Below are 24,924 nucleotides of genomic sequence, written 5' to 3'. Positions count from 1 at the left end.
GTGCGGTACTTGCGGCGCGCCTATCCAAGTCCGAACCCTCATCCGCCCCTCCGGGGCACCTTCTCCCGGAGGGAGAAGGGAATTCACCTTGAGAGTCATTGCATGACCACCAAACCCAACGCACTCCCCTGGCTGCTGCTTTCTGCCTTAGTCATCGTCCTCGACCAGCTCAGCAAGTGGTGGGCGCTGGCCGCATTGCAGCCGGTGGGCCTGCCGCACCCGGTGATCCCCGGCTTCCTCAACTGGACGCTGGCCTACAACCCCGGCGCGGCCTTCAGCTTCCTCGCCTGGGGCGACGGTTGGCAGCGCTGGTTCTTCGTGGCGCTGGCGCTGGTCATCAGCGCGGTGCTGGTCGTCTGGCTGGCGCGCACCGCGCGGCGCGACTGGCGCACCGCGCTGCCGCTTTCGATGGTCATCGGCGGCGCCATCGGCAACCTGATCGACCGCCTGCACGCGGCCCAGGTCACCGACTTCATCGACGTGCAGTTCGGCAACTGGCACTACCCGGTGTTCAATCTTGCCGATTGCGGCATCACCGTGGGCGCCGTGCTGCTGGTGGCGTTCGGGCTGTTCGGCGGGAAGGGACAGGGCGGCGTGCGATAATCTGCAGGCTTCTCCCTCCCCTGCGTAGTAGGGGAGGGCCGGGGAGGGGTGAAGCCCTTACCCCCTCCATCTCCCCCTGCTTGCAGGGGGAGGGATATCGCCACGGCTTTCACTATGGACATCCTGCTCGCCAATCCCCGCGGTTTCTGCGCCGGCGTCGACCGCGCCATCGCCATCGTCGAGCGTGCGCTGGAATCCTACGGCGCGCCGATCTACGTGCGCCACGAGGTGGTGCACAACCGCTACGTGGTGGACAAGCTGCGCCACGACGGCGCGGTGTTCGTGGAAGAGCTAAACGAGGTGCCCGACGGCGCCACCGTGATCTTCAGCGCCCACGGCGTGTCGCAGGCGGTGCGCGAGGAGGCCGAGCAGCGCGACCTCAAGGTGTTCGACGCCACCTGCCCGCTGGTCACCAAGGTGCACATGGAAGTGGCGCGGCTGGGGCGCATCGGCCGCAGCGTGGTGCTGATCGGCCACGCCGGCCATCCCGAGGTGGAAGGCACGATGGGCCAGTGGAACGTCGCCAACAGTGGCGAGATCCTGCTGGTGGAATCGGTGGAGGACGTGGCCGCGCTGGCGCCGAAGTTCCCGCACGACCTGTCCTACGTCACCCAGACCACGCTGTCGGTGGACGACACCAAGGCGATCATCGCCGCGCTGCGCGAGAAATTCCCCGACATCGAGGGGCCGCGCAAGGACGACATCTGCTACGCCACGCAGAACCGCCAGGACGCCGTGCGCCGGCTCGCCGACGCGGTGGACCTGATGCTGGTGGTCGGCTCGGTCAACAGCTCCAACTCCAACCGCCTGCGCGAGCTGGCCGAGAAGCAGGGCGTGCGCGCCTACCTGATCGACGGCGCCGAGCATATCGAGCGCAGCTGGCTGGACGGCGTGCAGCGCATCGGCCTCACCGCCGGCGCTTCCGCGCCGGAGAAACTGGTGCGCGACGTGATCGCCCGCCTGCAATCCTGGGGCGCCGGCGCAGTGCGCGAACTGGACGGCGAAGCGGAAACCATCACCTTTGCCCTGCCGAAGGAGCTGCGCCTGTTTGCCGGCAGTCCGGCGAAGGATTGATTCGACCAGCCGGACGACAAAAGGCCCGCATCGCTGCGGGCCTTTTGCTTGTTCGATGGTGCCGGAAACAGGAGTCGAACCTGCGACCTACGCATTACGAAGACTCAAGAAAATGTTTCTTTTCTTGAGGTTAGGTCATCGCTGGGGCAATCTCGGCCCATCGCCATGAGGGAGCCGTGCGATGGCCGCTCGCAAGTCGTTGGGACGTGGGTTGGAAGACCGAATGGATAGCTCGGCCATCCGGGCCCGAGTGAGGCGATCGGATCGGGAAGGCAACCGCCACAGCCTGAACCAGCAGTTTCCCTATGATCCCCTGGTTCCGGCGGACTCGCCCTATTCCCGGACGTCTGCCCTCACCCGCGCCCGCGCCTGGCTGGCCGAGCAGCAACGGTCGCTCCGGCTGGATGGCGCCCGGCAAGGCAATCGGTTGGAAGACCAAACCTTGGGTGGATGGGTTGAGCGCTACATCGAGGAAGCCCGGGCCGGCGCGCTGGCGCTGAAACACGGGGAAATCCGAAAAGTCCCGCTTCATGCGCGGAAGAAGTGGATCGAGAAGGACATTTACCTGGCCAAGTGCTGGCTGACCGAGTGCCCCGGCCTGATGGCGAAAGCGCCGGACGCGGTGACGGCCTCGGATCTTAATCATGAGATCGACTTTTTCAGATACCGGCGCATGGACGAGAACGGCAACCTGCGGATATTGAAGCCGGCCACCATCATTCGCCGCCTGATGCTGTTGTCGTCGGTCTATCGTGCGGCGGCGCGCGAGTGGAAGTTTGAGATCGTCAATCCGGTGCCATTGGCGCAACGGCCCCAGCCGAATGCCCCGCATGAGCATGAGCGAGAGGGCCGGTTAGTGTCGGATGAGGAACTGTCGAAGATCCTGGCCGCCCTGGCGGATGCCACCCCGGAAACCTTGGCCTGTTTGCGTTTCCTGCGCTGGTCGGGGGCGCGGCGCAGTGAGGCGTTGAAACTGGACTGGGCCGACGTGGACTTGGCCGCGGAAGTCCCGATGGCGACGTTCCGGGACACGAAGGATCCTAAGGGGCGCAAGCGTCACCGCACCATTCCCTTGGCGCAGGGAGCCGTGGATGCGTTGCGTGGCCTGATGGGCGAGCAGCCACAGCCAAAAAGCGGGCGGGTTACCGCAGGGGTGGCAAGAACATCCACGTGGCCATCAATCATCTGATCGGTCGCCCTCAGTTCTCAGACGAGAAGCGGGCCGCGGTTTCAGGGTTCATGTATCACCTGTCCCGCTGGGCCAGCCAATTGTTCATGGCCGACGAGGTGCGGGGCGCGGCGGCAGCCGGTTTCTTCGCCTTGGAAACCTTGGGCCAGGGCATCCTGATCCTGGATGACCGGCAGCACGTGCTTTTTGCCAACCAAGCCGTGAACCAGTTGCTGGGGGACGTGCTCACCGCCCAAGGCTTCCGGCGCTCCTGGGGCTACGGGGCCACCCTGCGGGACTTGTTCAAACAGGTCACGGCTGATCGTCAGGCGCGTTCCACGACCGTAGTGCACACGGTCGGCGGGCGCGTGGTCTCGCTCCTGTTCTCCCTGCTGCCGTTGCCGCGGGAACAAGGGATCGGATTCACGATGCCCAAGGGATTGGAAGCGGCCTCACGGGCCGAGGAAGGGTCACCCGGGCAGCGTGAGGCGATGCTCCCGGCTGGGAATGCTTCCGTGCTGGTGCTGGTTCGGGCGCAGGTGGAGGCTCAGGCCACCGGTAGCCGCCTGTATCAACAAGCCTTCGGGCTCACCGCCGCCGAGGCCCGGTTGGCCGATGCGCTGGCGCAAGGCCACAGCCCCCAGGATCATGCCGATCGTGCGCGGGTCAGCATCGCCACCGTTCGCACCCAAATCCGGGCGCTGTTGTCCAAAACGGGGGCTGTCAATCTGCGTGCCCTGGTGGTGCTGTTGGCCAGCCTGCCCAAGGCCAGTCGCTGAGGCTTCTCCGAGGGTGTTTCATCTAAACTTCATGTAACTGCGTATCGAAAGTTGGCGTATATGGTTAGGCCCCAATACATTTGGGGATAGGCCATGGCGCTTGCGCGAAAATCAGCCAAGCAGTTGGGGATCAAGTCGGTCTACCGCGCCGAGAACCCCGTGTTTTTGGCCACGCTCCGCGCCTTCCGGGAAAGGGCCAATCTGACCCAAGACGAACTGGCGGCCTTGTTGCAGCGCCCTCAATCCTTCATCACCTCGGCAGAACGGGGCACCGTCCGACTGGACGGCTTGCAGATCCATGATTGGGTCCATGCGTGTGGTGGCGATTTGGTGCACTGGGCCAAGGAAATCGAGCAGGCCTTGGGGACACCGGCGAAGGGTCGAACCAAGGCCCGGAGATAGAGGCCCACACCGCGCGTCGGACGTGACCGACGCCCGATGTCGGCCAACAGGGAAGACAGAGGTGGCACCACTGGGGGTGTAATCACGATGGAAGACAAGCCGCCATTCAGTGATGAGCTGACGACCAAGTTTCGAGTGGACACCGAAGCGATTGCCAAATCACTGATCGAGTTTTGCGGGCTGACCCATTCCAGGGCCATCCCACATCTGGATAGAACCCTCTTGCGATGGCTGGATTTCCGGCTTCGGTTCGTAGATCCGAAGCCTCGTCCGTTGGTGTGTTCGACGGTCTTTCCGAAGAACTTATCCAGTGAAGTAGGACAGGCACTGGACGAGTTTGAACGGCTCAGTTTGGCTGGTGAAGACCTCAACCCTTTTCAGGGGAAAGGGTTGACCAGGCATCACGACACCAGCGGGACCAAGCGGCAAAACAGAACGGATCTTTTATGGGCGGAGTGGAGCATTCATCACTTCCATCTCGCACTACCGACCAAGAGATTCGACCAATATTATTCAGAACGCTCCGGGCAACTGTTGTTTGCCATCGTGTTTGACAACGCGATTGCCTGCCTTGACATCGGAACCCATGGCGCCATGGAGAAGCGAGCGCTGGTCGAGGCGTTCGTGCACAGCTGGCCCGAGGCGGCGGAGCGCTTTCGTTTGAATGGCATCCTCCCTTCAACGTCACCGTTTCCAGAAGAGGATGTCAAAAAACTCCGGGTCGCGGGTGTTTCGTCCTATGTCGTCGTGGACGGTGCGGTGTATGTGCCAGGAGGAATCACCACCGCGTCAACACCAACTAGGGTCACATTGGCCTCCGATCAGGTGACCAGGGGAGTAGACGCCATCGCGCAGATTGCGATCAGCGAAGTCATCCGTGACCGAGGGGCGTGGGGGGAGAGCGATTTGCCGCACCTCCGCTTGGCGTTAACGCCTCGGGGGATCGGGATTTGTGACGATCGAAGCAACAAATGCTGGCGATTGCCTAGGGCAAAGGGAGAGTGGGCCAATCATCCCGTGGGGCACTGGCATGACCTGATGCTTCCGGAATGGATCGAGGAAAAGGTGGCGGAGGCGGTTGCGAAAGCAAGCACCTGACGTGTCGCTAGTCTTGATGAGGAACGGTGTTGCGCGCGCCCACTTTCGGTGGCTTCATGCGCGACTTTTGCTCAAGTTCCCCCGCTTCCTTGTGGGTGCTGGCAACTCCATGGCCTGCTCCGCTCGCTCCCGCGCCCGGATCGCACGGAGGGCATGGCTCACTTCCTCCCAGATCTGTGTGGTGCGCTCCCGGTTCCGCGCATCGCGCTGCTGCTGAGTTTCCGTGTCGAAGGTGGGCAACGGATCAGGGATCTGCTCGGGGGCCAGCTGCCAAACCTCATCACCATCTTTCCCGTATAACCGGAAAGTCTCTCGGGTATCCAGAAAGCCGGTGGACGGCACGATGGCCGCCCTTCCGCGCCGCTTGGGAGTGGCCTCGGGCGAACTGGACTCGCGCATCGGAGTGACTGGACGCCGTCGAGTGGTGGCGAGCTTCGAGGTGGTGGCCAAGTCACCGGGTTGGAAGCCGTGACCGAAGTGGTAGGCCAGGTCATACAGGGGGATGCGCCACTGGCGCCCCGCAGGGCGACCGAGCCCCGGGATCAATCGTCCGGACTGGATGGCGCGCCGAACCAGTTCCTCCGCACCGGTGCCGAGCTTGACCCCGAGCATCTCGTGGAGAGTTTGCGCGGTCTCCTTGACCGACAGCGCCAAGCGGTTCGGCCACCTCGTTTCCAGCTTGCCCAAAAAGTAGGCCGTGCGTTCCTCGGCTGTCACGATCATGAGCCGCTCCCGGGCAGAAAGTGCGGGGCAATCCTGGGGCAAGAATACGTTGGAAAGAGTGCGTTTTGCCCCAGAAAGCGTAGGACAGCGTTGGATGGCCGGTCAACGAAAAAAGCCCCGGAAGCTTTGATTTCCGGGGCTTTCTTCAATTTTGGACTGGTGCCGGAAACAGGAGTCGAACCTGCGACCTACGCATTACGAATGCGCCGCTCTACCAACTGAGCTATTCCGGCGATGCCGAACCGTGGATTTTACGGGCCGGCCGGGTGAGGCGCAAGCCGCGCGGCCAGGCCGGAGTGGCGCCGCGTGCGGTGGGCAATCGCCTGCTCCACGATCGCCGCGCTGCCGACCAGGCTGAACCGGCGGCGGGCGCGGGTGATGCCGGTGTAGAGCAGTTCGCGCGTCAGCACGGCGTTCGGTTCCGGCGGCAGCAGCAGGGCGGTGTGTTCGAACTCCGAGCCTTGCGACTTGTGCACGGTGAGCGCCCAGGCGGTTTCCACCTCACCCAGCCGCGAGGGCGTTGCGAAGCGCAGTCGCGTGCCGCCGTCGCGATCCGTGGCGGTGGCGAGGAAGGCCACCGCCAGTCGGGCGTCGCCCGTGCCGTCGGCGGTGGGCAGCCGCAGGCACAGGCCGATATCGCCGTTCATCAGGCCCAGCCCGTAGTCGTTGCGGGTGAGCAGCACCGGGCGGCCTTCGTACCAGCCGTGCTCGCTCTCGATCAGGCCGCGGGCGTGCAGCGCAGTGGCGAGTTGCCGGTTCAGGCCTTCCACGCCGTGCGGGCCGCGGCGCAGTGCGCACAGCAGCTGGAAGCGGTTGAATGCCTCCAGCGCGCCGCGTGCCCAATCCGCGTGCGCCGCTTCGCCAGCGCCGGGGGCGGGACGATGCGCGTGCAGCCATTCGAGGTAGTGGCGATAGCCGCAGGCATCGCCGTCGCCGTGCGGCGCAGCCGAACCGTCGATTGCCAGGGCCGCCAGCGCACTCTCGTCGATGGCGGGCTGCCAGGCGAGATCGGGCCCGGGCGTCTGCAGCAGCGCCAGCGCCGCAGACGCGTCGCCCGCGTTCACTGCCCGTGCCAACTGGCCGATGCCGCTGCCCGCGCCGAAGCGATGGCTCTGGCGCAGCATGACGATGCGCTGGTCCAGCGGCTGCGCATCGGCATGCACGAAGGCCGCGATGTCGTCGCCGGTGGTGGCCGCGACCCACCGTGCGGTGGCGTCGTCGTAGTGGCCGGCTTCGGCGCGGCGGCACAGGTCGCCCAGCACCGCGCCGGCTTCCACCGAGGAGAGCTGGTCCTTGTCGCCGAGCAGGACCAGCCGTGCCGACTCGGGCAGCGCGTCGAGCACGGCGGCCATCATTTCCAGGTCGATCATCGAGGCTTCGTCGATCACCAGCACGTCCAGGTGCAGCGGGTTGCGGCGGTCGTGGCGATAGCGGCGCGTATCCGGCCGTGCGCCCAGCAGGCGATGCAGGGTGAGCGCTTCGGACGGGATCGCCGCGCGCACGGCATCGTCCACGTCGAGGCGCGCGAGCTGATCGCTGATCGAGGCGTTGAGCCGCGCGGCGGCCTTGCCGGTGGGCGCGGCGAGGCGGATGCGCAGCGGCTGCGCCTGCTGGCGCAGCCGCTGCGTCTGCAGCAGGCCGAGCAGGCGCACCACCGTGGTGGTCTTGCCCGTGCCCGGGCCGCCGGTGATCACGCCGAACGCGCCGCGCGTGGCCAGCGCACAGGCGACACGCGGCCAGTCGGGCGCGCCGCCCGACGCGGCGGGAAACAGCCGCGCGAGTTCGCCGGCCAGGTGTTCCGGCGGCGGTTCCGCGCACGCCACGCGGGCGAGAATGCCTTGCGCCACGCTGCGCTCGTGGTTCCAGTAGCGCCGCAGGTACAGCCGGGTGCCGTCGAGCACCAGTGGCGCGTTGGCCGGCTCGCCGTCGTGGTGGGCGGCGAGCAGCGGCGAGGCGGGCAGGCGCAAGGCGTCGCCGTCGTACAGCGTGGCGGCCAGCGCCTGCCATTCGGCGGGCCAGTCGTGTTCCTGCGCCAGCGCGGGCAGCAGTTCGAGGTCGAGGCAGAGGTGGCCGTCGGCGAGTTGCCGGCTGAGCACGGCGCCCAGCCATGGCAGCGCGGGCGCGATCTGCGCGTCCTGCTCGGCGAGGAAGCGGGCGAAGGCCACGTCCAGCGGACGCAGGCGCTGCTGTTCCAGCGCGCGGTCGAGCAGGGCGAACAGGGCGTCATGCCGCATGCGCGATGCCTCCCGTGGCGAACAGGCGGTCCAGCGCATCGACCAGGGCGAACGGCAGCCGCTCGCGGTGCACGCCGTGGCCCTTGCCATCGACACCGCGCAGGTAGAGATAGAGCACGCCGCCCATGTGGCGCGCATAGTCGTAGCCTGGCAGGCGCGCCTTGAGCTGGCGGTGCAGGGCCAGGGTGTAGATCGCGTACTGCAGGTCATAGCGGCTTTGCAGCACCGAATCGCGCATCGCTTCCGTGGTGTAGGCGCCGGCGTCGTGGCCCAGCCGGTTCGACTTGTAGTCGGCCACGTACCAGCGGCCCTCGTGTTCGAACACCAGGTCGATGAAGCCCTTGAGCATGCCGTTCACGAGGTTGGCCGGGAGTGCCGGGCGCGTCGCGCCGTCCAGCGTGTGCGCGCTCACGAGGCGGTCCAGCGCCCGCGCATCGACGCGGTTCGCCTCGAACCAGAATTCCAGCTCGGCGCGATAGCGCTGCGGATCGGCCAGCGCGGCCAGCGGCATCGCCGTGCCGTCGGGCAGGGGCAGCGGCGTGCGCAGCAGTTCGGGCAGCCATTGCGTCAGCGGCTTGATCCAGGCTGGCCAGCCGCGCGCCTGGCAGCGCCGCGCGATGGTGTCGCGCAAGCCGGCGGAAGGCGCGGCGGCACGGGCGAAGCCTTCGTTGGCGCAGCTTTCCAGCAGGTCGTGCAGAAAGGTGCCGGGCGCGGCGCCGCGTGGAAAGGCATGGATGCCGTGTGCCGGCACGCTCGCGCTTTCCGCGTCGCCGGTGGCGACGGTCTCGGCGAGCGTGGCCTGCCCGGCGGTCTCGGGGGCGGGGCGCGGCATCGCGGCATCGCCGCTGTGCGCCAGCGCACTGTAGCTGGCGATCCACCACGGTTCGTGCGGGGGCAGCGTGCACCTGCGCGCCGCGCGGGTGAGGGTGGTTTCCGCGGCGGCTTCGCAGCGTTGCGTGTCGGCGGTCTCGGCCAGCTCGACGACATCGATGGATGCGCCGTCGCCGGCGAGTGCCCGCACGCGCGGCAGCAGGTCGTCGGGCGCAATCGGGTCGCCGCCCGCCAGCACGTAGCCCAGCGCGGACTTGTGCAGGCCGGAGTCCTTCTTGCGGCCTTCCCTGAGGCAGGCCACGCCCAGCCAGCAGGCATGCCGCGCACGGGTGAGCGCCACGTAGAGCAGGCGCAATTCCTCCTGCAGGCGCTCGCGATCGGCGGCAGCCAGGGCGCCGGCGTCGGGAGCGAGGTCGAGCTGCACCTGGTCCCCGCCATCGCGGCTGCGGACCGCGCCCCTGTCCTTCACCTCGCGGAAGCCGCAGGCGAAGGGCAGCAGCACCACCGGGTATTCCAGGCCCTTGGACTTGTGGACGGTCACCACCTTGATCAGCGCGGCTTCGCTCTCCAGCCGCACGAGTTGCGCCTCGGCGGCCTCGCCGCTGCCGGGGTTGGCGATCTGCGCGGCGAGGAAGCGGATCAGCGCGTGCTCACCATCCAGCCCGGTGGCGGCCTGCTGCAGCAGTTCGGCCAGGTGCAGCAGGTTGGTGAGTGCGCGTTCGCCGTCGTCGCGGGCGAGCAGGCGCGCGGGCAGGTCGAAGCGGTGCAGCAGCTCGTGCAGCATCGCCAGCACGCCGTGGCGCTGCCACAGCGCGTGCAGCTGGCGGAAGTGTTCGTCGCAGGCCTCGCGGTAGCCTTCGTCGCGGTCCAGCCGATCCAGTTCGGCGAGGCTGCGGCCCATGCCGGGCGTGGCCAGCGCGGTACGCAGCGCGCGGTCGTTGCCCGGCTGCGCGCCGGCATGCAGCCAGCGCAGCAGGTCGTTCGCCTCGTCGCTGGCGTAGACCGACTGGTTGTCGGAGAGGTAGACGTGGGCGAGGCCGCGCCGGCGCAGCGCGGCCCGCATCGCAGCGGCGTCGGTCTTGTCGCGCACCAGGATCGCGATATCGCCAGGCTGCAGCGGCACATGGTGGCCGTCCGCATCGGTGAAGCCGCAGCGGCCGCCCTGCGCGGCAGCCAGCCAGGCCACCAGTTGCGCCGCTGCATGCCCGGCCATGCGCTCGCGCCACTCGCCGATGCCGATGGGTTCGTCGGACGTCTGGACGGCCATTTGCATGGCCGGCACCGGCCTGCCATCAAGCTGCAAGACTTCCTTGCGGCCGCGGGCATCCACCGGGATGAAAGGCAACGCCCCGCCGAAACCGAAGGCGCCCTGCGGCTGGCCGTCGGCGTACTCGAAGACGCGGTTGACGGCCTGCACCAGCGCCGCGGTGGAGCGATGGTTGGTGCCCAGCGTCCAGTGCGGACGGGCGGCCGCGGCGCGGGCGCGCAGGTAGGTGTGGATGTCCGCGCCGCGGAAACCGTAGATGGCCTGCTTGGGATCGCCGATCAGCAGCAGCGCGCCACCGTCGCGTTCGCCATAGATGCGCTGCAGGCCGTGCCATTGCAACGGATCGGTGTCCTGGAACTCGTCGACCAGCGCCACCGGGTATTGCATGGCGATGGTGCGCGCCAGTGCGTCGCCGCTGGCGCCATGCAGGGCGGCGTCGAGGCGCTTCAGCATGTCGTCGTAGCCGAGCTGGGCGCGCTGGCGGCGCGCTTCGTCGAGGCGGCGGGCGATCCACGGCACCGCATGGGCGAGCAGTCGCGGCTCCAGTGCAGCGGCCGCGGCCCTGGCCGCAAGCCACCGGTCGATGGCGCGGAAGGCGGCATGCGCCGGGGCCGTCTTGCCACCGTTGACCGAATCGTCCAGGCGCCGCTGGCCGAATCGCCCCGGCGTTTCCTGATCGGCTTCGCCGCCTTTCGCCCAGTGGCGCATGGTGGCGAGATGGTGCGGGAGATCCTTCGCCCTGACCTTGTTGCCGTTGAAGACCCTGGCCTGCACGGCCGCCGTCATGCTTGCCTCGATTGCTTCGATGTCGTCGCGCCACGCATTGCGTGCTTCGAGTTCGGCGTCGCGCAGCGCCCGGGCTTCGGCTTCGAGCAGGCCGGCAGGGTCGTCGATGGCCGGGATGGGCTGGCCTGCCAGCCGCAGGCTGTCGGGCGAGTGGGCGAGCAGCGGCCTGACCGCGTGCTGCAGCTCGTCGGGCCTCCTCCAGTATTGCGTGGCCAGCCCGGCAGCGCCGCGCTCCAGCGGGAAGCGGTAGCGACGCCAGTAGTCGCGCACGGCCTCGGCCAGCAGCTCGCTCTCGTCGGCGATGCCGCCCTCGCTGGCTGCCTCGCCGCTGTCGAAGGCATGCTGGGTGAGCATGCGCTGGCACCAGCCGTGGATGGTGAACACCGCGGCCTCGTCCATCCATTGCGCGGCCAGTTCCAGCTGGCGCGCGGCCATCGCGCGCGCCTCGGCGTCGGGGTATTCGGCGATCAGCGCACGCAGGAAGTCGTCGGCCTCGCGCTGGCCGCGGAACGCGTCGGCGGCTTCGGCGAGGCGCGTGCGTATGCGTTCGCGCAGTTCGGCGGTGGCGGCCCTGGTGAAGGTCATCACCAGGATCTGCGCGGGCAGCAGCGGCGTTTCGCGGCCGTGGCCGAGCACCAGGCGCAGGTACAGCGCGGCGATGGTCCAGGTCTTGCCGGTGCCGGCGCTGGCCTCGATCAGCTGGATGCCGGCCAGCGGCAGGCGCAGCGGAGCCAGTGGGGCGGCGGCGTTCATGCGGCATCTCCTTCGTCGCAGACTGCCTCGGTCAGGGGACGGTACAGGTGCAGCCAGTGCTCGAAGCCGGCGGCGTGCAGTTGCGCGAAGCCGGGCCACTCACGGGCGAGGCAGGCGTCCTCGTCCACTTCCCCGTGGCCGAAGCCGCCTTCGCTGTGGTCGTAGCGAAGGCGCGCGGCGGTTTCGGCGTCCTTGCCCTTGGCCGCGGCCCGCAGCCAGGCAAATGCGGTCTTGCGCGCGATGGGCAGCGGGGCCTGCATGCCGGCATGGATGGCTGCGCACAGGGCATCGAGATGGCCGGCTGCCGTGGCGGGATCGAGCGGCCGCAGTTTCAGCACGGCGTCGGGGCCGACGATCCAGCTGGCGAGCCCGAGCGCGTTGGCGTTGGCGAGCAGGTGCGCCGCCCACGCGTCGAGCAGCTTGTCGTGGCGCACGGCGCCGTCGCGGGTCGGCGTGCTGGCCGTTGGGACCAGGCGCACATGGCCGCCCTCGCCATCGTCGCGCAGGTCGCCCAACCAATCCTCGATGCGCAGGCCGTGCGCTTCGTGGCGGAGTTCGCGGATGCCGACGGTGCGCGGCCAGCGTGCATCCAGTACGTGCCACGCGCTGCCGGCGGCGCGTGCGGCGTGCGCGATGGGTTCCAGCGCGAGCGCGCCGAAGCTGCCGGGCGGCAGGGCGCCCTGTTCGCGCAGGCGTTGCGCGGCCGGGGTGATCGCGTCGACGCCGGCGGTGATGGCGGTACGCAGCAGGGCGTCGGTGGCGCCGTGGCGTTCGAGGCCGTCGAGCGCGAAGGGTTCGTGCTCTTCGCCGGCATCGTCGCGTTCGTCGAAGCGCACGCCGAGGCGGGTGGCGTAGAAGGTTTTCGCGGGCGCCTTCAGGAAGCGTTGCAGCATGCCGAGGCCGAGCGCGGTTTCGGGCTGCCACGGCGCAAGGGGCGCGGCGTCGGCCGTGGGGCCGGCCTGGCGCGCGCGCTGCCATTCGCCGGCATAGGTGAACAGGCGCGCATCGCCGGCGGCGTCGAAGTAGCGCTGGCTGAAGGCCTGTAGCGGATATGTGGTGGTGAGCGCGGAAAGGGGGTCAGAGTCACTTTTCGACTCGTCCCCCTTCTCGACCTGCGCGCCATTGCTCGAAAAGTGACTCTGACCCCCTTTTCCCTTCCGCCAGCCGGCAGCGAGGTAGTCGCGCAGCTGGCCCACCAGCACCGAGGGTGGCAGCTCGCCGTTGTCGCGCGCGCTGCGGCCCACCCAGCTCACGTACAGCGCGTCGCGGGCGGAGAGCAGGGCTTCGAGGAACAGGTAGCGGTCGTCCTCGCGGCGCGAGCGGTCGCCGGGGCGCTGCTGTCCGTGGCTCGCCATCAGGTCGAAGTCGGGCGCGTCGTGGCGGCGCGGATAATCGCCATCGTTCATGCCCAGCAGGCAGACCACGCGGAACGGGATCGCGCGCATCGGCAACAAGGTGCCGAAGCTCACCGCGCCGCCGAGGAAGCGCTGCGAGAGGCGGCTCTCGTCGATCGCGGCCAGCCAGTGCTCGCGCACCACGGCGAGCGGCAGCGGCTGCTCGAAGCCGGCTTCCGCGCAGGCCTGTTCCCAGTCGGCCAGCGCATCGTCGAGGCGCTGCAGGGCCAGCGCATCGTCGTCGTCGCGGCCGGCGTCGAGCATCGCCGCGAGCAGGGCGCGCAGGCGCCCGGCCCATTGCGCGGGCGTGGCTGGCGCGGCGAGCAACCGCCAGTAATGCTCCAGCCGTTCGAGCAGGATGGCGAGCGGGCCGACCAGGGCGGCGTCGAGGCCACCCACCTCGGCGTAAGGGGCGATGCCGTCCAGCGAGACGCCGTCGCCCACCGCGTAACCCAGCAGCATGCGGCGCAGGCCGAAGTGCCAGGTGTTCTGTGGCTCCGGCGGCAGGCCGAGCGCTTCCTTCTGCACGCCGGAGAGTCCCCAGCGGATGCCTGCGCCCTCGATCCACCGGCGCAGCACCGGCAGGCCGGCCTCGTCGAGGCCGAAGCGGCGGCGCAGCGCGGGCGCATCGAGCAGGTCGAGGATGTCGCCCGCCGCAAACCGCGATTCGGGCAGGCGCAGCAACTGTTCCAGCGCCACCAGCAGGGGCGCGGCGCCGCGCGCGGGACGGTCGGCGATGCTGCACGGCAGGTGGCGCGGATCGTCGGGCGGCACGCGGCCGAACACGGCCTGGATGTGCGGCGCATAGGTCTGGATGTCCGGCACCATCACCATCACGTCGCGCGGGGCCAGCGGCCGGCCGTCGCGCGCGGCCCGCTCGAACATCGCCAGCAGGTTGTCGTGCAGGATCTCCACTTCGCGCTGCGGGTTGTGCGCGACGTGGAAGCGCAGCGAGTCATCGCCGGGTATCAGTGGCTGGCGTCGCGCGGGATCGGCCGGCAGCGGTTCGAGATCGAGGATGGCCCGTTGCACCTGGTGCAGCAGGCTGTCGCGGCCGGGGTCGGCGAACAGGTCGATGTCGCGGCCCAGCGCGGCGAAGCGGAAACGGTAGGCATCGGGCCGGTCGAAGCTGTCGAGCAGGCGGATGTAGTCGCGCCCCTGCTTGCCCCACGCGGCCAGCAGCGGGTTCGCGTGCAGGTGCAGTTCCTCGTAGCGCGGCTCGGCCGGCAGGCCGGGCTTGCCGGCGTGGCGGCGCTGCGTGGCCTTGAACAGTTCGCGGTCCTCGATGATGTCGGCCCAGTAGTGCCGGCAGGGATTGGTGACCAGCAGCAGCACCTGGCAGACGCGGCCCAGCGCGGTGAGCGCCTCCAGCGTCTGCTGCGGCAGCGAGGAGATGCCGAACACCACGATGCGTCGCGGCAGCATGGCGGGACGCTGTTCCAGCGAGGCGGCACGGGCGAGGAAGGCGCGATGCACCGCCGCGCGATGGCTGTCGCGCTGTGCGGCGCCCACGTCGCGCAGCAGCGCACGCCACAGGCGGGCCTGCCAGCGCTGCCGCTCCGGCAGGCGCCCACTGCCGCCGCGCAGTTCGTCGCGCAGCACGTCGCGGCCATGCTCCCAGTCGTCCAGCCAGTCGGCGCGATAGACCTGGTACTGGTCGAACAGGTCGGCCACCTGCCGCGCGAGCTGGAACAGCTTGCCGGCATCGGTTTGCCCTTCGCCGAGGAAGTGGCGCAGCGGCGCGAACTCGGCATGCTCGAGCTGCGCAGGCAGCAGGCGCATCAGCCGCCACGCGAGCCGCGACTTGTCGAACGGCGAATCGGCCGGCACCGCCTCCCGACCCAGCACGGCGCGGTATGTGCGCCACAGGAAGCGGCCGGGCAACTGCATGTCCACCGCCGCGCTGATGCCCATGCCGCCCGCCTCGCGCGGCCGCGCCAGCGCCAGCTTCAGCCACTGCGCGATGCCGTTGCTCTGCACCAGCATCAGCTCGTCTTCCAGCGGCGCCAGCGGCGTCCGTGCCAGCCAGGCGACCAGCAGGTCGCGCAGGTCCTCCAGATGGTTGCCGTGCACGACCATCAGGCCGGGCTGGATGTCTTCCATGGTGGGCGAAGGTGTCGGCATCCGGGGATTCTGCCCACCTTTGGTCTCGCCGTCTGCGATTCAAAAGAATCGCGGGGAACGATTTCCGGCATCGCGCCGACGGTGGCCCGAAAAGCGGCGGCCACGGCATGGCGCGCAAAAACGAGGCGGCCCGGAATTTCCGGGCCGTTTCTTTGAGCAGTGCGGCCAGGGATGGCCGCCCGCGTGACTCTCGCGATCAGGGATGATCGCAGAGGTACACCCTCAGCCGCTCACCCACACGCCCGCGCTGAAGTGCCAGCCGTCGCGGCGCTGCACCCAGTGCGGGTGCACGTAGTGGTAACCGGGGCGCACGGCCTCCCAGTGACCGTGCACCGGAACGTAGCGGCCGCCGTACCAGCGCCAGTAGCCGCGGACCCAGATGAAGCCGGGGCGTGGCGGCGGCATCACTTCCACGACGCGCGGCGGCGGGGGCTGCGGCGCGACCACTTCCATCACCGGCGGCGGCGGCGGCGCATAGACCACCCGGCGCGGCCGCGGCGGCGGCTCCATCACGCAGCCGGCAGCCAGCGCAGCGACGGCGGCGACGATCAATGGACCTGCAAGACGTGACGACATGGGTTCCCTCGTTCAGTGGGATGGAGCGCGGCTGGGCGGCGTTGGCGCGCCGCGGGAGGGGCGGGGGTCAGCGGACCCAGTAGCCGTTGCTGAAACGCCAGTGGCCATGCGGCCCCCGCCGCCAGCGCGCCGGCATGTAGTGGTAGCCCGGGCGCGCACGCATCCAGCGGCCGCCCACCCACACGTGGCGATGCATGCGCGGGTTCCACACCCAGTAGCCGGGGGCCCATACGTAGCCGGCACGCGGCGGCGGCACCCGTTCGAAGCGGGGTGCCGGCGGCGCCACGCTGATGCCCACGCCGACCGACACCTGTGGCGCGGCCTGCACCGTGGGCGCAACGACGAAGCCGGCACCGGCCAGCGCCAGCGCGGCGGATAGGATCAGGGCGGAAGACTCGCGACTCATCGTGCTCTCCATGATCGCCGCGGAAGGCGGCGTGCGGTACGGAAAACGCCGGTTTGCCGGCATGTGTTGACGCAAGGCCGGCGGCGCATTCAGGCACGGGTTGGGCTTGCGCGCCCGCGCCCCGCGCCGTGGAAAGCCCGGCGGCGGTGGCGTACTGGACAGTGCTTTTAAGGAACGAACGATCGTGCTATTTTGCGCCCATGGAAACCGCATCCCCCGCCGGCAAGCGCGCCGCCACGCGCGACACCATCCTCGACCACGCTTATGCGATGGCGCGCAACGACGGGCTGGAAGGGCTGTCCATCGGCACGCTGGCGACCGGCGTGGGCATGTCCAAGAGCGGCGTGTTCGCGCACTTCGGTTCACGCGAGGAGCTGCAGCTGGCCGTGCTCGACCTGGGCGCACGGCGCTTCATGGCCAACGTGCTGCTGCCCGCGCTGAAGCAGCCGCGCGGCCTGCCGCGCCTGCGCGCCATCGTGGCGCACTGGTTCGCCTGGGCGCGCAAGCACCAGAGCGGCTGCGTGCTGCTCTCCGCCACCAGCGAATACGATGGCCGCGACGGCGCGCTGCACGACGCCGTGGTGGCGCAGCAGGCCGGCTGGCGCGGCGAGCTGCAGAAGGCGATCGCGCAGGCGGTGGACGAAGGGCACCTGCGCGCCGACACCGATACCGCCCAGCTCGCTTTCGAGATCTACGCGCTGCTGCTCGGCCTGCACCACGACGGCGGGCTGTTCGGCTACGACGCGGCCCAGCGCCACACCGCGGCGGCGTTCGAGCGCCTGTGGCGCAGCTGGCAACCCTGAGGAGGCCCTGTCCCATGTCCCCGCATGCCGCTTCCGTTTCCACCCGTCTCCGCCTCGGCGCCTTGCGCGCCGGTTTCGCGCTCGGTGGCCGGCTGGCGCCGAAACGCACCGCGGATCGTGCCGCGCGGTTGTTCGCCACGCCGTTCGCCAGCAGCCGCAGCCGCGCGCTGGCGGCGCCGCAGGACACGTCGATGCGGCGTGGCGAACTGCAGATCGGCGGCGAGACCATCGCCACCTATGTCTGGGGCGATCCCGCCACGCAGCCGTACGCGCTGCTGGCGCACGGCTGGTCCAGCTTCGGCCTGCGCTTCCTGCCGTGGGTGGAAAGGCTGCGCGCGCAGGGCTACGCGGTGGTGAGTTTCGACCAGCCCGGCCACGGCCGCAGCAGCGGCAAGCTGTGCACGCTGCCCGAATTCACCGCCACCCTCCGCGCCGTGGGCCGCCACTACGGCGAGGCGGCGCTGGCGGTGGGGCATTCGCTGGGCGGCGCCGCGCTGGTGCTGGCGCAGGGCGAGGACTGGCATGCGCAACGCCTGGTGCTGGTGGCGCCGGCCGCGGACATGGCCGACGCGGCCAGCCGCTACTTCCGTCTCGTGCACCTGGGCGAGCATTTGCGCCAGGCCTTCTACGACTGGCTGCTGCGCCGCACCGGCATCGCCGTGGAGCAGCTGGAGGTGCATCGCCACCTGCCCGCGCTGGGCCAGCCCGCATTGATCGTGCACGACCTCGACGATGCCGACGTACCGTGGAGCGAGGGCGAGCGCTACGCGCGCTACTGGCCCGGCGCGCGCCTGCTCACCACGCAGGGGTTGGGGCATCGCCGTGTACTCGACGCACCTGTGGTGATCGCCGCGTCGTTGGCGTTCGTGCGTGGCGAGGCGGTGGGCGAACGCGTGGTCGGTACGACCGAACTGCCGCTCGGCGTGGCCTGAGCGCTGTTCGCTGCGGCGGGCGTCGTCGAAAAACTCCCGTCGTCCCAGCGAACGCCGGGCCCGGTGGCTCTCGATACTCTCGGTGGCAACGGCACGGGACGACTCGCCGCGCTCGCCCCTTCGGGGCCAGCCTTCGGCTGTTCAACGCCCGCATGGCTCGCTTTTGTCCTGGCTCCGCGGGAGTGACGAGCAAAAGCGCCTACAGGCAGCTTCGCAGCCGCCGCACGCCCTCGTCGATGGCGTGCGCGTCCACGCTGCCGTAGCCCAGGATCAGGCCGCTGCGCTTCGCCTCGCCGCGGTAACAGGGCGACAGCGGCCGCACCGACACGCCGGCCCGCGCCGCCCGCTGCGACAGCGCCACGTCGTCCACTTCCGGCGGCAGCAGGGCGGTCAGCTGCATGCCCGCCTCGGCGCCCACGATCTGCAGCGCACCGGGCAGATGCCGGTGGATCGCCGCCTGCAGCGCCGCGCGCCGCGCCGCGTACAGCACGCGCATGCGGCGGATGTGCCGCGCGAAGTGGCCTTCGCGGACGAAGTCGTGCAGCGCCCGTTGCGGCAGCATCGGCGAGCAGGTGTCCAGCGCGTCGCGGGCGGCGCGGAAGGCCGGCAGCAAATCCTTCGGCACCACCAGGTAGCCCAGCCGCAGCCCGGGGAACAGCACCTTGCTGAAGGTGCCCACGTAGATCACCCGCGCGTCGGCATCCAGCCCCTGCAGCGCGGCGATCGGCTTGCTGCCGTAGCGGTACTCGCTGTCGTAGTCGTCCTCGACGATCCAGCTGCCGGTGCGTGCCGCCCACTGCAGCAGCTCGATGCGCCGCGCCGCGCTCATCGTGGCGCCCAGCGGGAACTGGTGCGAAGGCGTGACGCAGGCCAGCCGCGCCGTCGGCGCGCGGCGGATGCCCGTGGCCACGTCCAGCCCGTCCGCATCCACCGGCACCAGCACGGGCACGGCGTCCACCGCCGCCAGCGCCTGGTGCGCGCCGGGATAGCCAGGTTCCTCCACCCAGGCGCGGTCGCCGGGGTCGAGCAGGGCGTGCGCGCAGATCTGCAGGCCGTGCTGGGCGCCGCTGGTGACCAGGATCTGCCCGGCGTCGGCATGCACCGCGCGCACCGTCGCCAGGTATTCGGCGATCGCCTCGCGCAGCGGCGCGTGGCCCATGGTGTCGCCGTAGACCAGCGCATCGGTGCCGACGTTGCGCGCATGCCGGCTCAGCAGGCGCGACCACACGCCATGCGGGAAATGGTCCAGCGCCGGCACGCCCACGCGGAACGCACCCTGGCTCTCCAGCCAGCTCTGCGGCGGCGCGGCCATCGCCGCCACCCGCGCGGCGACCCGGCGCGAGGCCGGCGATACGGAGGTGGGCGGCGCGCGCGGCGGCCGGCGGGTCGGCGCGGCCGGCGCTTCCAGCGCAATCGCCGCGGCCACGCAGGTGCCGGCGCCGGTGAAGCTTTCCAGGTAGCCCTCGGCATGCAGTTGTTCGTAGGCGCCCAGCACCGGCAGGCGCGAGACGCCGAGTTCGTCGGCCAGCGCGCGGGTGGAGGGCACGCGCTGGCCCGGGCGCAGCCGGCCCTCGGCAATGGCGCGGCGGAACCATTCCGCCAGCTGCTGGTAGATCGGGCCGCCGCCGTCCAGCGCGATCGCCGGCACCAGGCCGGTGGGTACACGCTTCATCACGCTTTGCCGAGTGGTCATGTCATGTTCTCGCTCGGTGGCTATTTGCTCGTACCACTTGCCTGCCTAGTCTGCCCGCGATGCGCGAACGATGGAGGTGTCGGTGGTCACGTGGCGATGGACAAAGGCGGCACGACAGAGAGGGGCAGGGCTCGTGGCCCTGCTCGCCCTGCTGCTGGGCGCCGGAACGGCCATGGCGCAGGATGCCGGCCCACCGCGGCAGTTGCTGGACGACGCCTGGTGGACCGGCCCGATGCTGGCCAATTCCGCCGAGACGCTGCCGCAGGGGCACATGCTGGTCGAGCCCTACGTCTACGACGCCGCCTCGAAGGGCGCGGACGCGTTCGGCTCGCGCGCCTACGTACTGTACGGCCTCACCGACCGGCTCACCGTGGGCCTGATCCCCATCATCGGCTACAACCGCGTGAGCCACGGGCCGAGCAGCTCGGGCATCGGCCTCGGCGACCAGATCGTGCAGGCGCAGTACCGGCTCACCCGCTTCCACGAAGGCAGCTGGCTGCCCACGCTCGCCGTGCAGCTGCAGGAAACCGTGCCCACCGGCCGCTACGACCGGCTGGCGCGCGCCAGCGACGGCATGGGTGGCGGCGCCTGGGCCACCACACTGGGCCTCAACGCGCAGAGCTATTTCTGGATGCCGAATGGCCGCCTGCTGCGCGTGCGGCTCAACCTCACCCGCACCTTCAACGGCGATGCCGACGTCAGCGGCGCCAGCGTCTATGGCACCGCGCCCGGCTTCCGCGGCACGGCGCGCCCGGGCGACGCGTTCTACATCGGCACCTCGTTCGAATACAGCGTCACCCGCCGCTGGGTGCTGGCGCTGGACCTGTTCCGCAGCCACGGCGCGGCCAGCCGCGTCGACGGCAGCGCCGACCCGGCCGATGCCTTGCCCACACCCGTGCACCTGCAGGCCGGCTCCAGCGACGCCTACGGCTATGCGCCCGCGGTCGAATACAGCTTCAACTCGAACCTCGGCGTGCTGCTGGGCGCGCGCGTGATCGTGGGCGGGCACAACGCGACGCGTTCGCTGACGCCGGCGATCGCGATCAACTACGTGCACTGAACCCGCCGAGCGACGCCCCTCTCCATGCTCCCTCCCCTGCTTGCAGGGGAGGGTTGGGGTGGGGGGCTTTGGCCACCTGCGCGCCAGTGACGAAAGCACCCCCTCCCGACCTCCCCCTGCACGCAGGGGGAGGAGAAAACACCGCCGCTTGACGGCCGCTTTATCCCGCATCCCCCAAGCTGGCAGGCCCGTTCCCACGGAGCCCGCCATGCCTTACCGGACCCTCAGCCAGCTGCCCGACGCGGTGCGCGACCACCTGCCGAAGCACGCCCAGGAGATCTACAAGGAGGCGTTCAACCACGCCTGGGAGGAATACGCCGATCCGGACAAGCGCCGCGGCGACGAATCGCGCGAGGAAGTGGCGCGCAAGGTGGCGTGGTCGGCGGTGAAACAGGGCTACGCCAAGGGCGACGACGACCGCTGGCACGCGAAATAGGCCGGCCGGCACTGCCGTGCATGTGGCGGTGCACCAGCGGACACGGGGCTGAACCACTAGAATCGTCCGGTTCAAGCACACGATGTCGGAGTTGCCATGAGTTCCCCCGCCAAGCACGTCCCCGCCGGCGCCCCCCAGGCCGAGACCACCCCGCTGCGTTTCGTCACCGCGGCCAGCCTGTTCGACGGCCATGATGCGGCGATCAACATCATGCGCCGCATCATCCAGTCGCAGGGCGCGGAGGTGATCCACCTGGGCCACAACCGCTCGGTGGAGGACGTGGTGCGCGCGGCACTGCAGGAGGATGCGGACGCCATCGCGCTGTCGTCCTACCAGGGCGGCCACGTCGAGTACTTCAAGTACATGGTGGACATGCTGAAGGAGAAGGGCGCCGCGCACATCCGCGTGTTCGGCGGCGGCGGCGGCACCATCACGCCGGAGGAGATCAAGGAGCTGCAGGCCTACGGCGTGGAGCGCATCTACCACCCCAACGACGGCATGAAGCTCGGCCTCACCGAGATGATCGAGGACGTGATGCAGCGCGCCGGCCGCGCCGCCGCGCAGCGCGCGCCCGACACCGCCACCTCCAAGGTGAGCGTGGACGACGAGATCTCCATCGGCCACATGCTCAGCGCGATCGAGGAGGGCAAGCTCTCCGCCCCCGACCTCGACCACCTGCGCAAGCAGTGGAAGCTGGCCGGCAAGGCCACGCCCGTGCTCGGCCTCACCGGCACCGGCGGCGCGGGCAAGTCGTCCGTGGTGGACGAGCTGCTGTTGCGCTTCCTGCACGCCTTCCCGCAGATGCGCATCGCCGTGCTCGCCATCGATCCCACCCGCCGCCGCTCCGGCGGCGCGTTGCTGGGCGACCGCATCCGCATGAATGCGCTGCGCAGCCACCGCGTCTACATGCGCTCCATGGCCACGCGCCGCCAGCACGCCGCCACCAACGAGGTGCTGCACGACTGCATAGACTTCCTCAAGGCGCAGCCCTACGACCTGGTGATCGTGGAAACCGCCGGCATCGGCCAGAGCGATTCCGAGATCGTCGACCTCGTCGACTTCCCGGTCTACGTGATGACCAGCGACTACGGCGCCGCCAGCCAGCTGGAGAAGATCGACATGATCGACTTCGCGGAACTCGTCGTGCTCAACAAGTTCGACCGCCGCGGCGCCGAAGACGCGCTGCGCGACGTGCGCAAGCAGTGGAAGCGCAACCACACCGCGTTCACCGTCAAGGACGAGGACGTGCCGGTGTACCCCACCATCGCCAGCCAGTTCAACGACCCCGGCGTGACGTGGATGTTCGCCAACCTGTGCCGGCTGATGCGCGACAAGCTGCACCTGCCGGCGGAATCGTGGACGCCGCAGCTCGACACCACGCTGAAGGAGCCGCGCGCCACCGTGCTGATCCCCGGTGCACGCGTGCGCTACCTCGCCGAGATCGCCGAGCAGGGCCGCGGCATCAACGCCTCCGTCGCCCACCAGGCCGAGGCCGCCAGCAAGGCGCAGCATTACTACGAGTCGCTGAAGGAGCTGGGCGACGACAAGCTGCCCAAGCCACTCGAGCTGTACCACAGCGAAGATCTGCATCCTGCTTTGCTTCCCTCTCCCTCCGGGAGAGGGACCGAGGGTGAGGGTACGGCCCTTGCCGCAGACCCCACGCAAGCCCCGAACCCTCACCCCCAACCCCTCTCCCGGGGGGAGAGGGGAGCAGTCGACCGCACCCTGCTGCTGCTCCGCCAGCGCTACAACGCCGCGCTCAAGGAACTCACCCACGAGTCCATCCACCTGCTGCGCGACTGGCCCAAGCTGCGCGAATCGGTGACCAAGGACGTCAACGAATACAAGGTGCGCGACAAGACCATCCGCGTCGAGAACTACCGCGTATCCCTGAGCCACCAGAAGATCCCCAAAGTCGCGCCGCCCAAGACCGAAAGCTGGGGCGACCAGCTGCTGTTCCTCGGCAAGGAAAACCTGCCCGGCCACTACCCCTACACCGGAGGCGTGTACCCGTACCGCCGCAGCGGCGAAGACCCCACCCGCATGTTCGCGGGCGAGGGCACGCCCGAGCGCACCAACCGTCGCTTCCACTACTTGAGCCAGGGCGGCGCGGCCACGCGCCTCTCCACCGCGTTCGACTCGGTGACGCTGTACGGCGAAGACCCGGCGCCGCGCCCGGACATCTACGGCAAGATCGGCAACTCCGGCGTCAACATCGCCACGCTGGACGACATGAAGAAGCTGTACTCCGGCTTCGACCTCAGCGCGCCCACCAGCTCGGTGTCGATGACCATCAACGGCCCCGCGCCTATCATCCTCGCGATGTTCATGAACACCGCGATCGACCAGAACGTGGAGAAATACCTCAAGCAGGATTCCGCGCGCTGGGCCGAGGCGGAAAAGACCATCGCCGCGATGTACCCCAACGGCCGCCCGCAATACGCCGGCGAGCTGCCCAAGGGCAACGACGGCCTGGGCCTGGGCCTGCTCGGCGTCACCGGCAACCAGCTGGTGGACGCGGAAACCTACGCGCGCATCAAGGCCGAGACGCTGGCCGCCGTGCGCGGCACCGTGCAGGCCGACATCCTCAAGGAGGACCAGGCGCAGAACACCTGCATCTTCAGCACCGAGTTCGCGCTGCGCATGATGGGCGACATCCAGCAGTACTTCGTCGAACACAAGGTGCGCAACTTCTACTCGGTGTCCATCTCCGGCTACCACATCGCCGAGGCCGGCGCGAACCCGATCAGCCAGCTCGCCTTCACGCTGTCGAACGGCTTCACCATCGTCGAGTACTACCTCGCGCGCGGCATGAAGATCGACGACTTCGCGCCCAACCTGAGCTTCTTCTTCTCCAACGGCATGGACCCGGAATACACCGTCATCGGCCGCGTCGCCCGCCGCATCTGGGCCCGCGCCATGCGCGAACGCTACGGCGCCAGCCCGCGCAGCCAGATGATGAAGTACCACATCCAGACCTCCGGCCGGTCGCTGCACGCGCAGGAAATCCAGTTCAACGACATCCGCACCACGCTGCAGGCGCTGTACGCGCTGTTCGACAACTGCAACAGCCTGCACACCAACGCCTACGACGAGGCCATCACCACGCCGACGGAAGAAAGCGTGCGCCGCGCCGTGGCGATCCAGATGATCATCAACAAGGAGCTGGGCCTCAACTTCAACGAGAACCCCTGGCAGGGCAGCTACGTGGTCGAGGAGCTCACCGACCTGGTGGAAGAGGCCGTGTACAAGGAGTTCGAGGCGATCAGCGAGCGCGGCGGCGTGCTCGGCGCCATGGATACCATGTACCAGCGCGGCAAGATCCAGGAAGAGTCGATGTACTACGAGCACAAGAAGCACGACGGCTCGCTGCCGCTGATCGGCGTCAACACCTTCCTGCCCAAGGACCACGGCGGCGAGATCGCCACCGAGATCGAGCTGATCCGTTCGACGGAGGAGGAGAAGGGGCAGCAGATCGCCAACGTGCAGGCGTTCCAGAAGGCGCGCAATGGGCTGGCGCCGGCGGGTGAGACGTCACATGCGCATGGCACCGATTCCACGGATGCGCCTGTGCCGCAGGTGCATGACAAGCATGGCTTGGCCTACCTGCAGAACACCGCGCGGGACCGCAAGAACGTCTTCGCTGCGCTGATGGAGGCGGTGAAGACGCACTCGCTGGGGCAGATCAGCCATGCGCTGTACGATGTGGGTGGGGAGTATCGGCGGAATATGTGAGCGTCGAATAAGTGCCCCAATAGGGGCACTTATTACTTGTTCGAAGT

Annotated in this window: 18 protein-coding genes and 1 tRNA gene; 11 read left to right on the top strand and 8 right to left on the bottom strand. The window is 69.1% G+C overall.

Features of this window, described 5'->3' with window-relative positions:
• Window positions 1-102: 102 nt before the first annotated feature.
• The 6 genes from lspA to ABQJ56_RS05075 all read left to right on the top strand — a co-directional run bounded on the left by lspA (window position 103) and on the right by ABQJ56_RS05075 (window position 5,124).
• Window positions 103-603, top strand: coding sequence for a signal peptidase II (gene lspA, locus ABQJ56_RS05100; protein WP_367843905.1), 501 nt, complete (start codon window positions 103-105; stop codon window positions 601-603).
• A gap of 114 nt (window positions 604-717) precedes the next feature.
• Window positions 718-1,677: a 4-hydroxy-3-methylbut-2-enyl diphosphate reductase gene (ispH, locus tag ABQJ56_RS05095; protein WP_367843904.1), complete on the top strand. Its 960-nt coding sequence runs from the start codon at window positions 718-720 to the stop codon at window positions 1,675-1,677.
• A 181-nt stretch (window positions 1,678-1,858) separates the two neighbouring features.
• Window positions 1,859-2,866 carry a tyrosine-type recombinase/integrase gene (locus ABQJ56_RS05090; RefSeq protein ID WP_367843903.1) on the top strand — a complete coding sequence of 336 codons (1,008 nt, stop codon included), beginning with the start codon at window positions 1,859-1,861 and terminating at the stop codon, window positions 2,864-2,866.
• A complete protein-coding gene (locus ABQJ56_RS05085) occupies window positions 2,848-3,624 on the top strand; it encodes a helix-turn-helix transcriptional regulator (RefSeq protein ID WP_367843902.1) in 777 nt (258 codons plus the stop codon). Before ABQJ56_RS05090 ends, ABQJ56_RS05085 begins: the two co-directional genes overlap by 19 nt.
• Window positions 3,625-3,717: 93 nt before the next feature.
• Window positions 3,718-4,026, top strand: a complete 309-nt coding sequence (locus ABQJ56_RS05080) for a helix-turn-helix domain-containing protein (protein ID WP_367843901.1) — start codon at window positions 3,718-3,720, stop codon at window positions 4,024-4,026.
• Between the two features lie 87 nt (window positions 4,027-4,113).
• Window positions 4,114-5,124 (top strand): hypothetical protein, encoded by a 1,011-nt coding sequence (locus tag ABQJ56_RS05075; protein ID WP_367843900.1) that lies wholly within the window; start codon window positions 4,114-4,116, stop codon window positions 5,122-5,124.
• 54 nt (window positions 5,125-5,178) lie between these two features.
• Here the strand turns inward: ABQJ56_RS05075 and ABQJ56_RS05070 are convergent, their stop codons facing one another.
• The 7 genes from ABQJ56_RS05070 to ABQJ56_RS05040 all read right to left on the bottom strand — a co-directional run bounded on the left by ABQJ56_RS05070 (window position 5,179) and on the right by ABQJ56_RS05040 (window position 16,218).
• Window positions 5,179-5,847 (bottom strand): hypothetical protein, encoded by a 669-nt coding sequence (locus tag ABQJ56_RS05070; RefSeq protein ID WP_367843899.1) that lies wholly within the window; start codon window positions 5,845-5,847, stop codon window positions 5,179-5,181.
• Between the two features lie 157 nt (window positions 5,848-6,004).
• A tRNA-Thr gene (locus tag ABQJ56_RS05065) sits at window positions 6,005-6,080 on the bottom strand.
• 18 nt (window positions 6,081-6,098) lie between these two features.
• Complete coding sequence (recD, locus tag ABQJ56_RS05060) at window positions 6,099-8,081, bottom strand: exodeoxyribonuclease V subunit alpha (protein ID WP_367843898.1); 1,983 nt, start codon at window positions 8,079-8,081, stop codon at window positions 6,099-6,101.
• Window positions 8,071-11,718, bottom strand: a complete 3,648-nt coding sequence (gene recB, locus ABQJ56_RS05055; protein WP_367843897.1) for an exodeoxyribonuclease V subunit beta — start codon at window positions 11,716-11,718, stop codon at window positions 8,071-8,073. Before recB ends, recD begins: the two co-directional genes overlap by 11 nt.
• Window positions 11,715-15,236: an exodeoxyribonuclease V subunit gamma gene (gene recC / locus ABQJ56_RS05050; protein WP_367843896.1), complete on the bottom strand. Its 3,522-nt coding sequence runs from the start codon at window positions 15,234-15,236 to the stop codon at window positions 11,715-11,717. The genes recB and recC overlap by 4 nt, the downstream gene beginning before the upstream one ends.
• A gap of 222 nt (window positions 15,237-15,458) precedes the next feature.
• Window positions 15,459-15,812 (bottom strand): hypothetical protein, encoded by a 354-nt coding sequence (locus ABQJ56_RS05045; protein ID WP_367843895.1) that lies wholly within the window; start codon window positions 15,810-15,812, stop codon window positions 15,459-15,461.
• 67 nt (window positions 15,813-15,879) lie between these two features.
• Window positions 15,880-16,218, bottom strand: coding sequence for a hypothetical protein (locus tag ABQJ56_RS05040; protein WP_367843894.1), 339 nt, complete (start codon window positions 16,216-16,218; stop codon window positions 15,880-15,882).
• 200 nt (window positions 16,219-16,418) lie between these two features.
• On the opposite strand from ABQJ56_RS05040, the gene ABQJ56_RS05035 reads away from it, so the two are divergent.
• Both ABQJ56_RS05035 and ABQJ56_RS05030 read left to right on the top strand, forming a co-directional pair.
• The gene (locus ABQJ56_RS05035) at window positions 16,419-17,021 is read left to right on the top strand and encodes a TetR/AcrR family transcriptional regulator (RefSeq protein ID WP_367843893.1); all 603 of its coding nucleotides are present in this window, start codon (window positions 16,419-16,421) and stop codon (window positions 17,019-17,021) included.
• A 14-nt stretch (window positions 17,022-17,035) separates the two neighbouring features.
• Window positions 17,036-17,953 carry an alpha/beta fold hydrolase gene (locus tag ABQJ56_RS05030; protein WP_367843892.1) on the top strand — a complete coding sequence of 306 codons (918 nt, stop codon included), beginning with the start codon at window positions 17,036-17,038 and terminating at the stop codon, window positions 17,951-17,953.
• Between the two features lie 199 nt (window positions 17,954-18,152).
• Here ABQJ56_RS05030 and pdxR read toward each other — a convergent pair whose 3' ends face one another.
• Window positions 18,153-19,646 carry a MocR-like pyridoxine biosynthesis transcription factor PdxR gene (gene pdxR, locus ABQJ56_RS05025; RefSeq protein ID WP_367843891.1) on the bottom strand — a complete coding sequence of 498 codons (1,494 nt, stop codon included), beginning with the start codon at window positions 19,644-19,646 and terminating at the stop codon, window positions 18,153-18,155.
• Window positions 19,647-19,779: 133 nt separating this feature from the next.
• Between pdxR and ABQJ56_RS05020 the strand changes: the two genes are divergently transcribed.
• The 3 genes from ABQJ56_RS05020 to ABQJ56_RS05010 all read left to right on the top strand — a co-directional run bounded on the left by ABQJ56_RS05020 (window position 19,780) and on the right by ABQJ56_RS05010 (window position 24,877).
• Entirely contained in the window at window positions 19,780-20,706 is a 927-nt protein-coding gene (locus ABQJ56_RS05020) for a transporter (RefSeq protein ID WP_367843890.1), read from the top strand.
• Window positions 20,707-20,914: 208 nt separating this feature from the next.
• Window positions 20,915-21,142 (top strand): putative cation transport regulator ChaB, encoded by a 228-nt coding sequence (gene chaB, locus ABQJ56_RS05015; RefSeq protein ID WP_367843889.1) that lies wholly within the window; start codon window positions 20,915-20,917, stop codon window positions 21,140-21,142.
• 96 nt (window positions 21,143-21,238) lie between these two features.
• Window positions 21,239-24,877 carry a methylmalonyl-CoA mutase family protein gene (locus ABQJ56_RS05010; RefSeq protein ID WP_367843888.1) on the top strand — a complete coding sequence of 1,213 codons (3,639 nt, stop codon included), beginning with the start codon at window positions 21,239-21,241 and terminating at the stop codon, window positions 24,875-24,877.
• Window positions 24,878-24,924 lie beyond the last annotated feature (47 nt).

Origin of the sequence: Rhodanobacter geophilus (assembly GCF_040812275.1) — a bacterium.
Taxonomy (GTDB): Bacteria; Pseudomonadota; Gammaproteobacteria; order Xanthomonadales; family Rhodanobacteraceae; genus Rhodanobacter_A; species Rhodanobacter_A geophilus.
Note: the sequence above shows the minus strand (reverse complement) of the source record. Positions and strands in the feature narration are given on the sequence as shown.

Excerpts from the sequence above, each read along its gene's own strand:
- lspA (WP_367843905.1), top strand. The coding sequence starts at position 103 with ATGACCACCAAACCCAACGCACTCCCCTGGCTGCTGCTTTCTGCCTTA.
- ispH (WP_367843904.1), top strand. The coding sequence starts at position 718 with ATGGACATCCTGCTCGCCAATCCCCGCGGTTTCTGCGCCGGCGTCGAC.
- ABQJ56_RS05090 (WP_367843903.1), top strand. The coding sequence starts at position 1,859 with ATGGCCGCTCGCAAGTCGTTGGGACGTGGGTTGGAAGACCGAATGGAT.
- ABQJ56_RS05080 (WP_367843901.1), top strand. The coding sequence starts at position 3,718 with ATGGCGCTTGCGCGAAAATCAGCCAAGCAGTTGGGGATCAAGTCGGTC.
- ABQJ56_RS05075 (WP_367843900.1), top strand. The coding sequence starts at position 4,114 with ATGGAAGACAAGCCGCCATTCAGTGATGAGCTGACGACCAAGTTTCGA.
- ABQJ56_RS05070 (WP_367843899.1), bottom strand. The coding sequence starts at position 5,847 with ATGATCGTGACAGCCGAGGAACGCACGGCCTACTTTTTGGGCAAGCTG.
- recD (WP_367843898.1), bottom strand. The coding sequence starts at position 8,081 with ATGCGGCATGACGCCCTGTTCGCCCTGCTCGACCGCGCGCTGGAACAG.
- recB (WP_367843897.1), bottom strand. The coding sequence starts at position 11,718 with ATGAACGCCGCCGCCCCACTGGCTCCGCTGCGCCTGCCGCTGGCCGGC.
- recC (WP_367843896.1), bottom strand. The coding sequence starts at position 15,236 with ATGCCGACACCTTCGCCCACCATGGAAGACATCCAGCCCGGCCTGATG.
- ABQJ56_RS05045 (WP_367843895.1), bottom strand. The coding sequence starts at position 15,812 with ATGTCGTCACGTCTTGCAGGTCCATTGATCGTCGCCGCCGTCGCTGCG.
- ABQJ56_RS05040 (WP_367843894.1), bottom strand. The coding sequence starts at position 16,218 with ATGAGTCGCGAGTCTTCCGCCCTGATCCTATCCGCCGCGCTGGCGCTG.
- ABQJ56_RS05035 (WP_367843893.1), top strand. The coding sequence starts at position 16,419 with ATGGAAACCGCATCCCCCGCCGGCAAGCGCGCCGCCACGCGCGACACC.
- ABQJ56_RS05030 (WP_367843892.1), top strand. The coding sequence starts at position 17,036 with ATGTCCCCGCATGCCGCTTCCGTTTCCACCCGTCTCCGCCTCGGCGCC.
- pdxR (WP_367843891.1), bottom strand. The coding sequence starts at position 19,646 with ATGACCACTCGGCAAAGCGTGATGAAGCGTGTACCCACCGGCCTGGTG.
- chaB (WP_367843889.1), top strand. The coding sequence starts at position 20,915 with ATGCCTTACCGGACCCTCAGCCAGCTGCCCGACGCGGTGCGCGACCAC.
- ABQJ56_RS05010 (WP_367843888.1), top strand. The coding sequence starts at position 21,239 with ATGAGTTCCCCCGCCAAGCACGTCCCCGCCGGCGCCCCCCAGGCCGAG.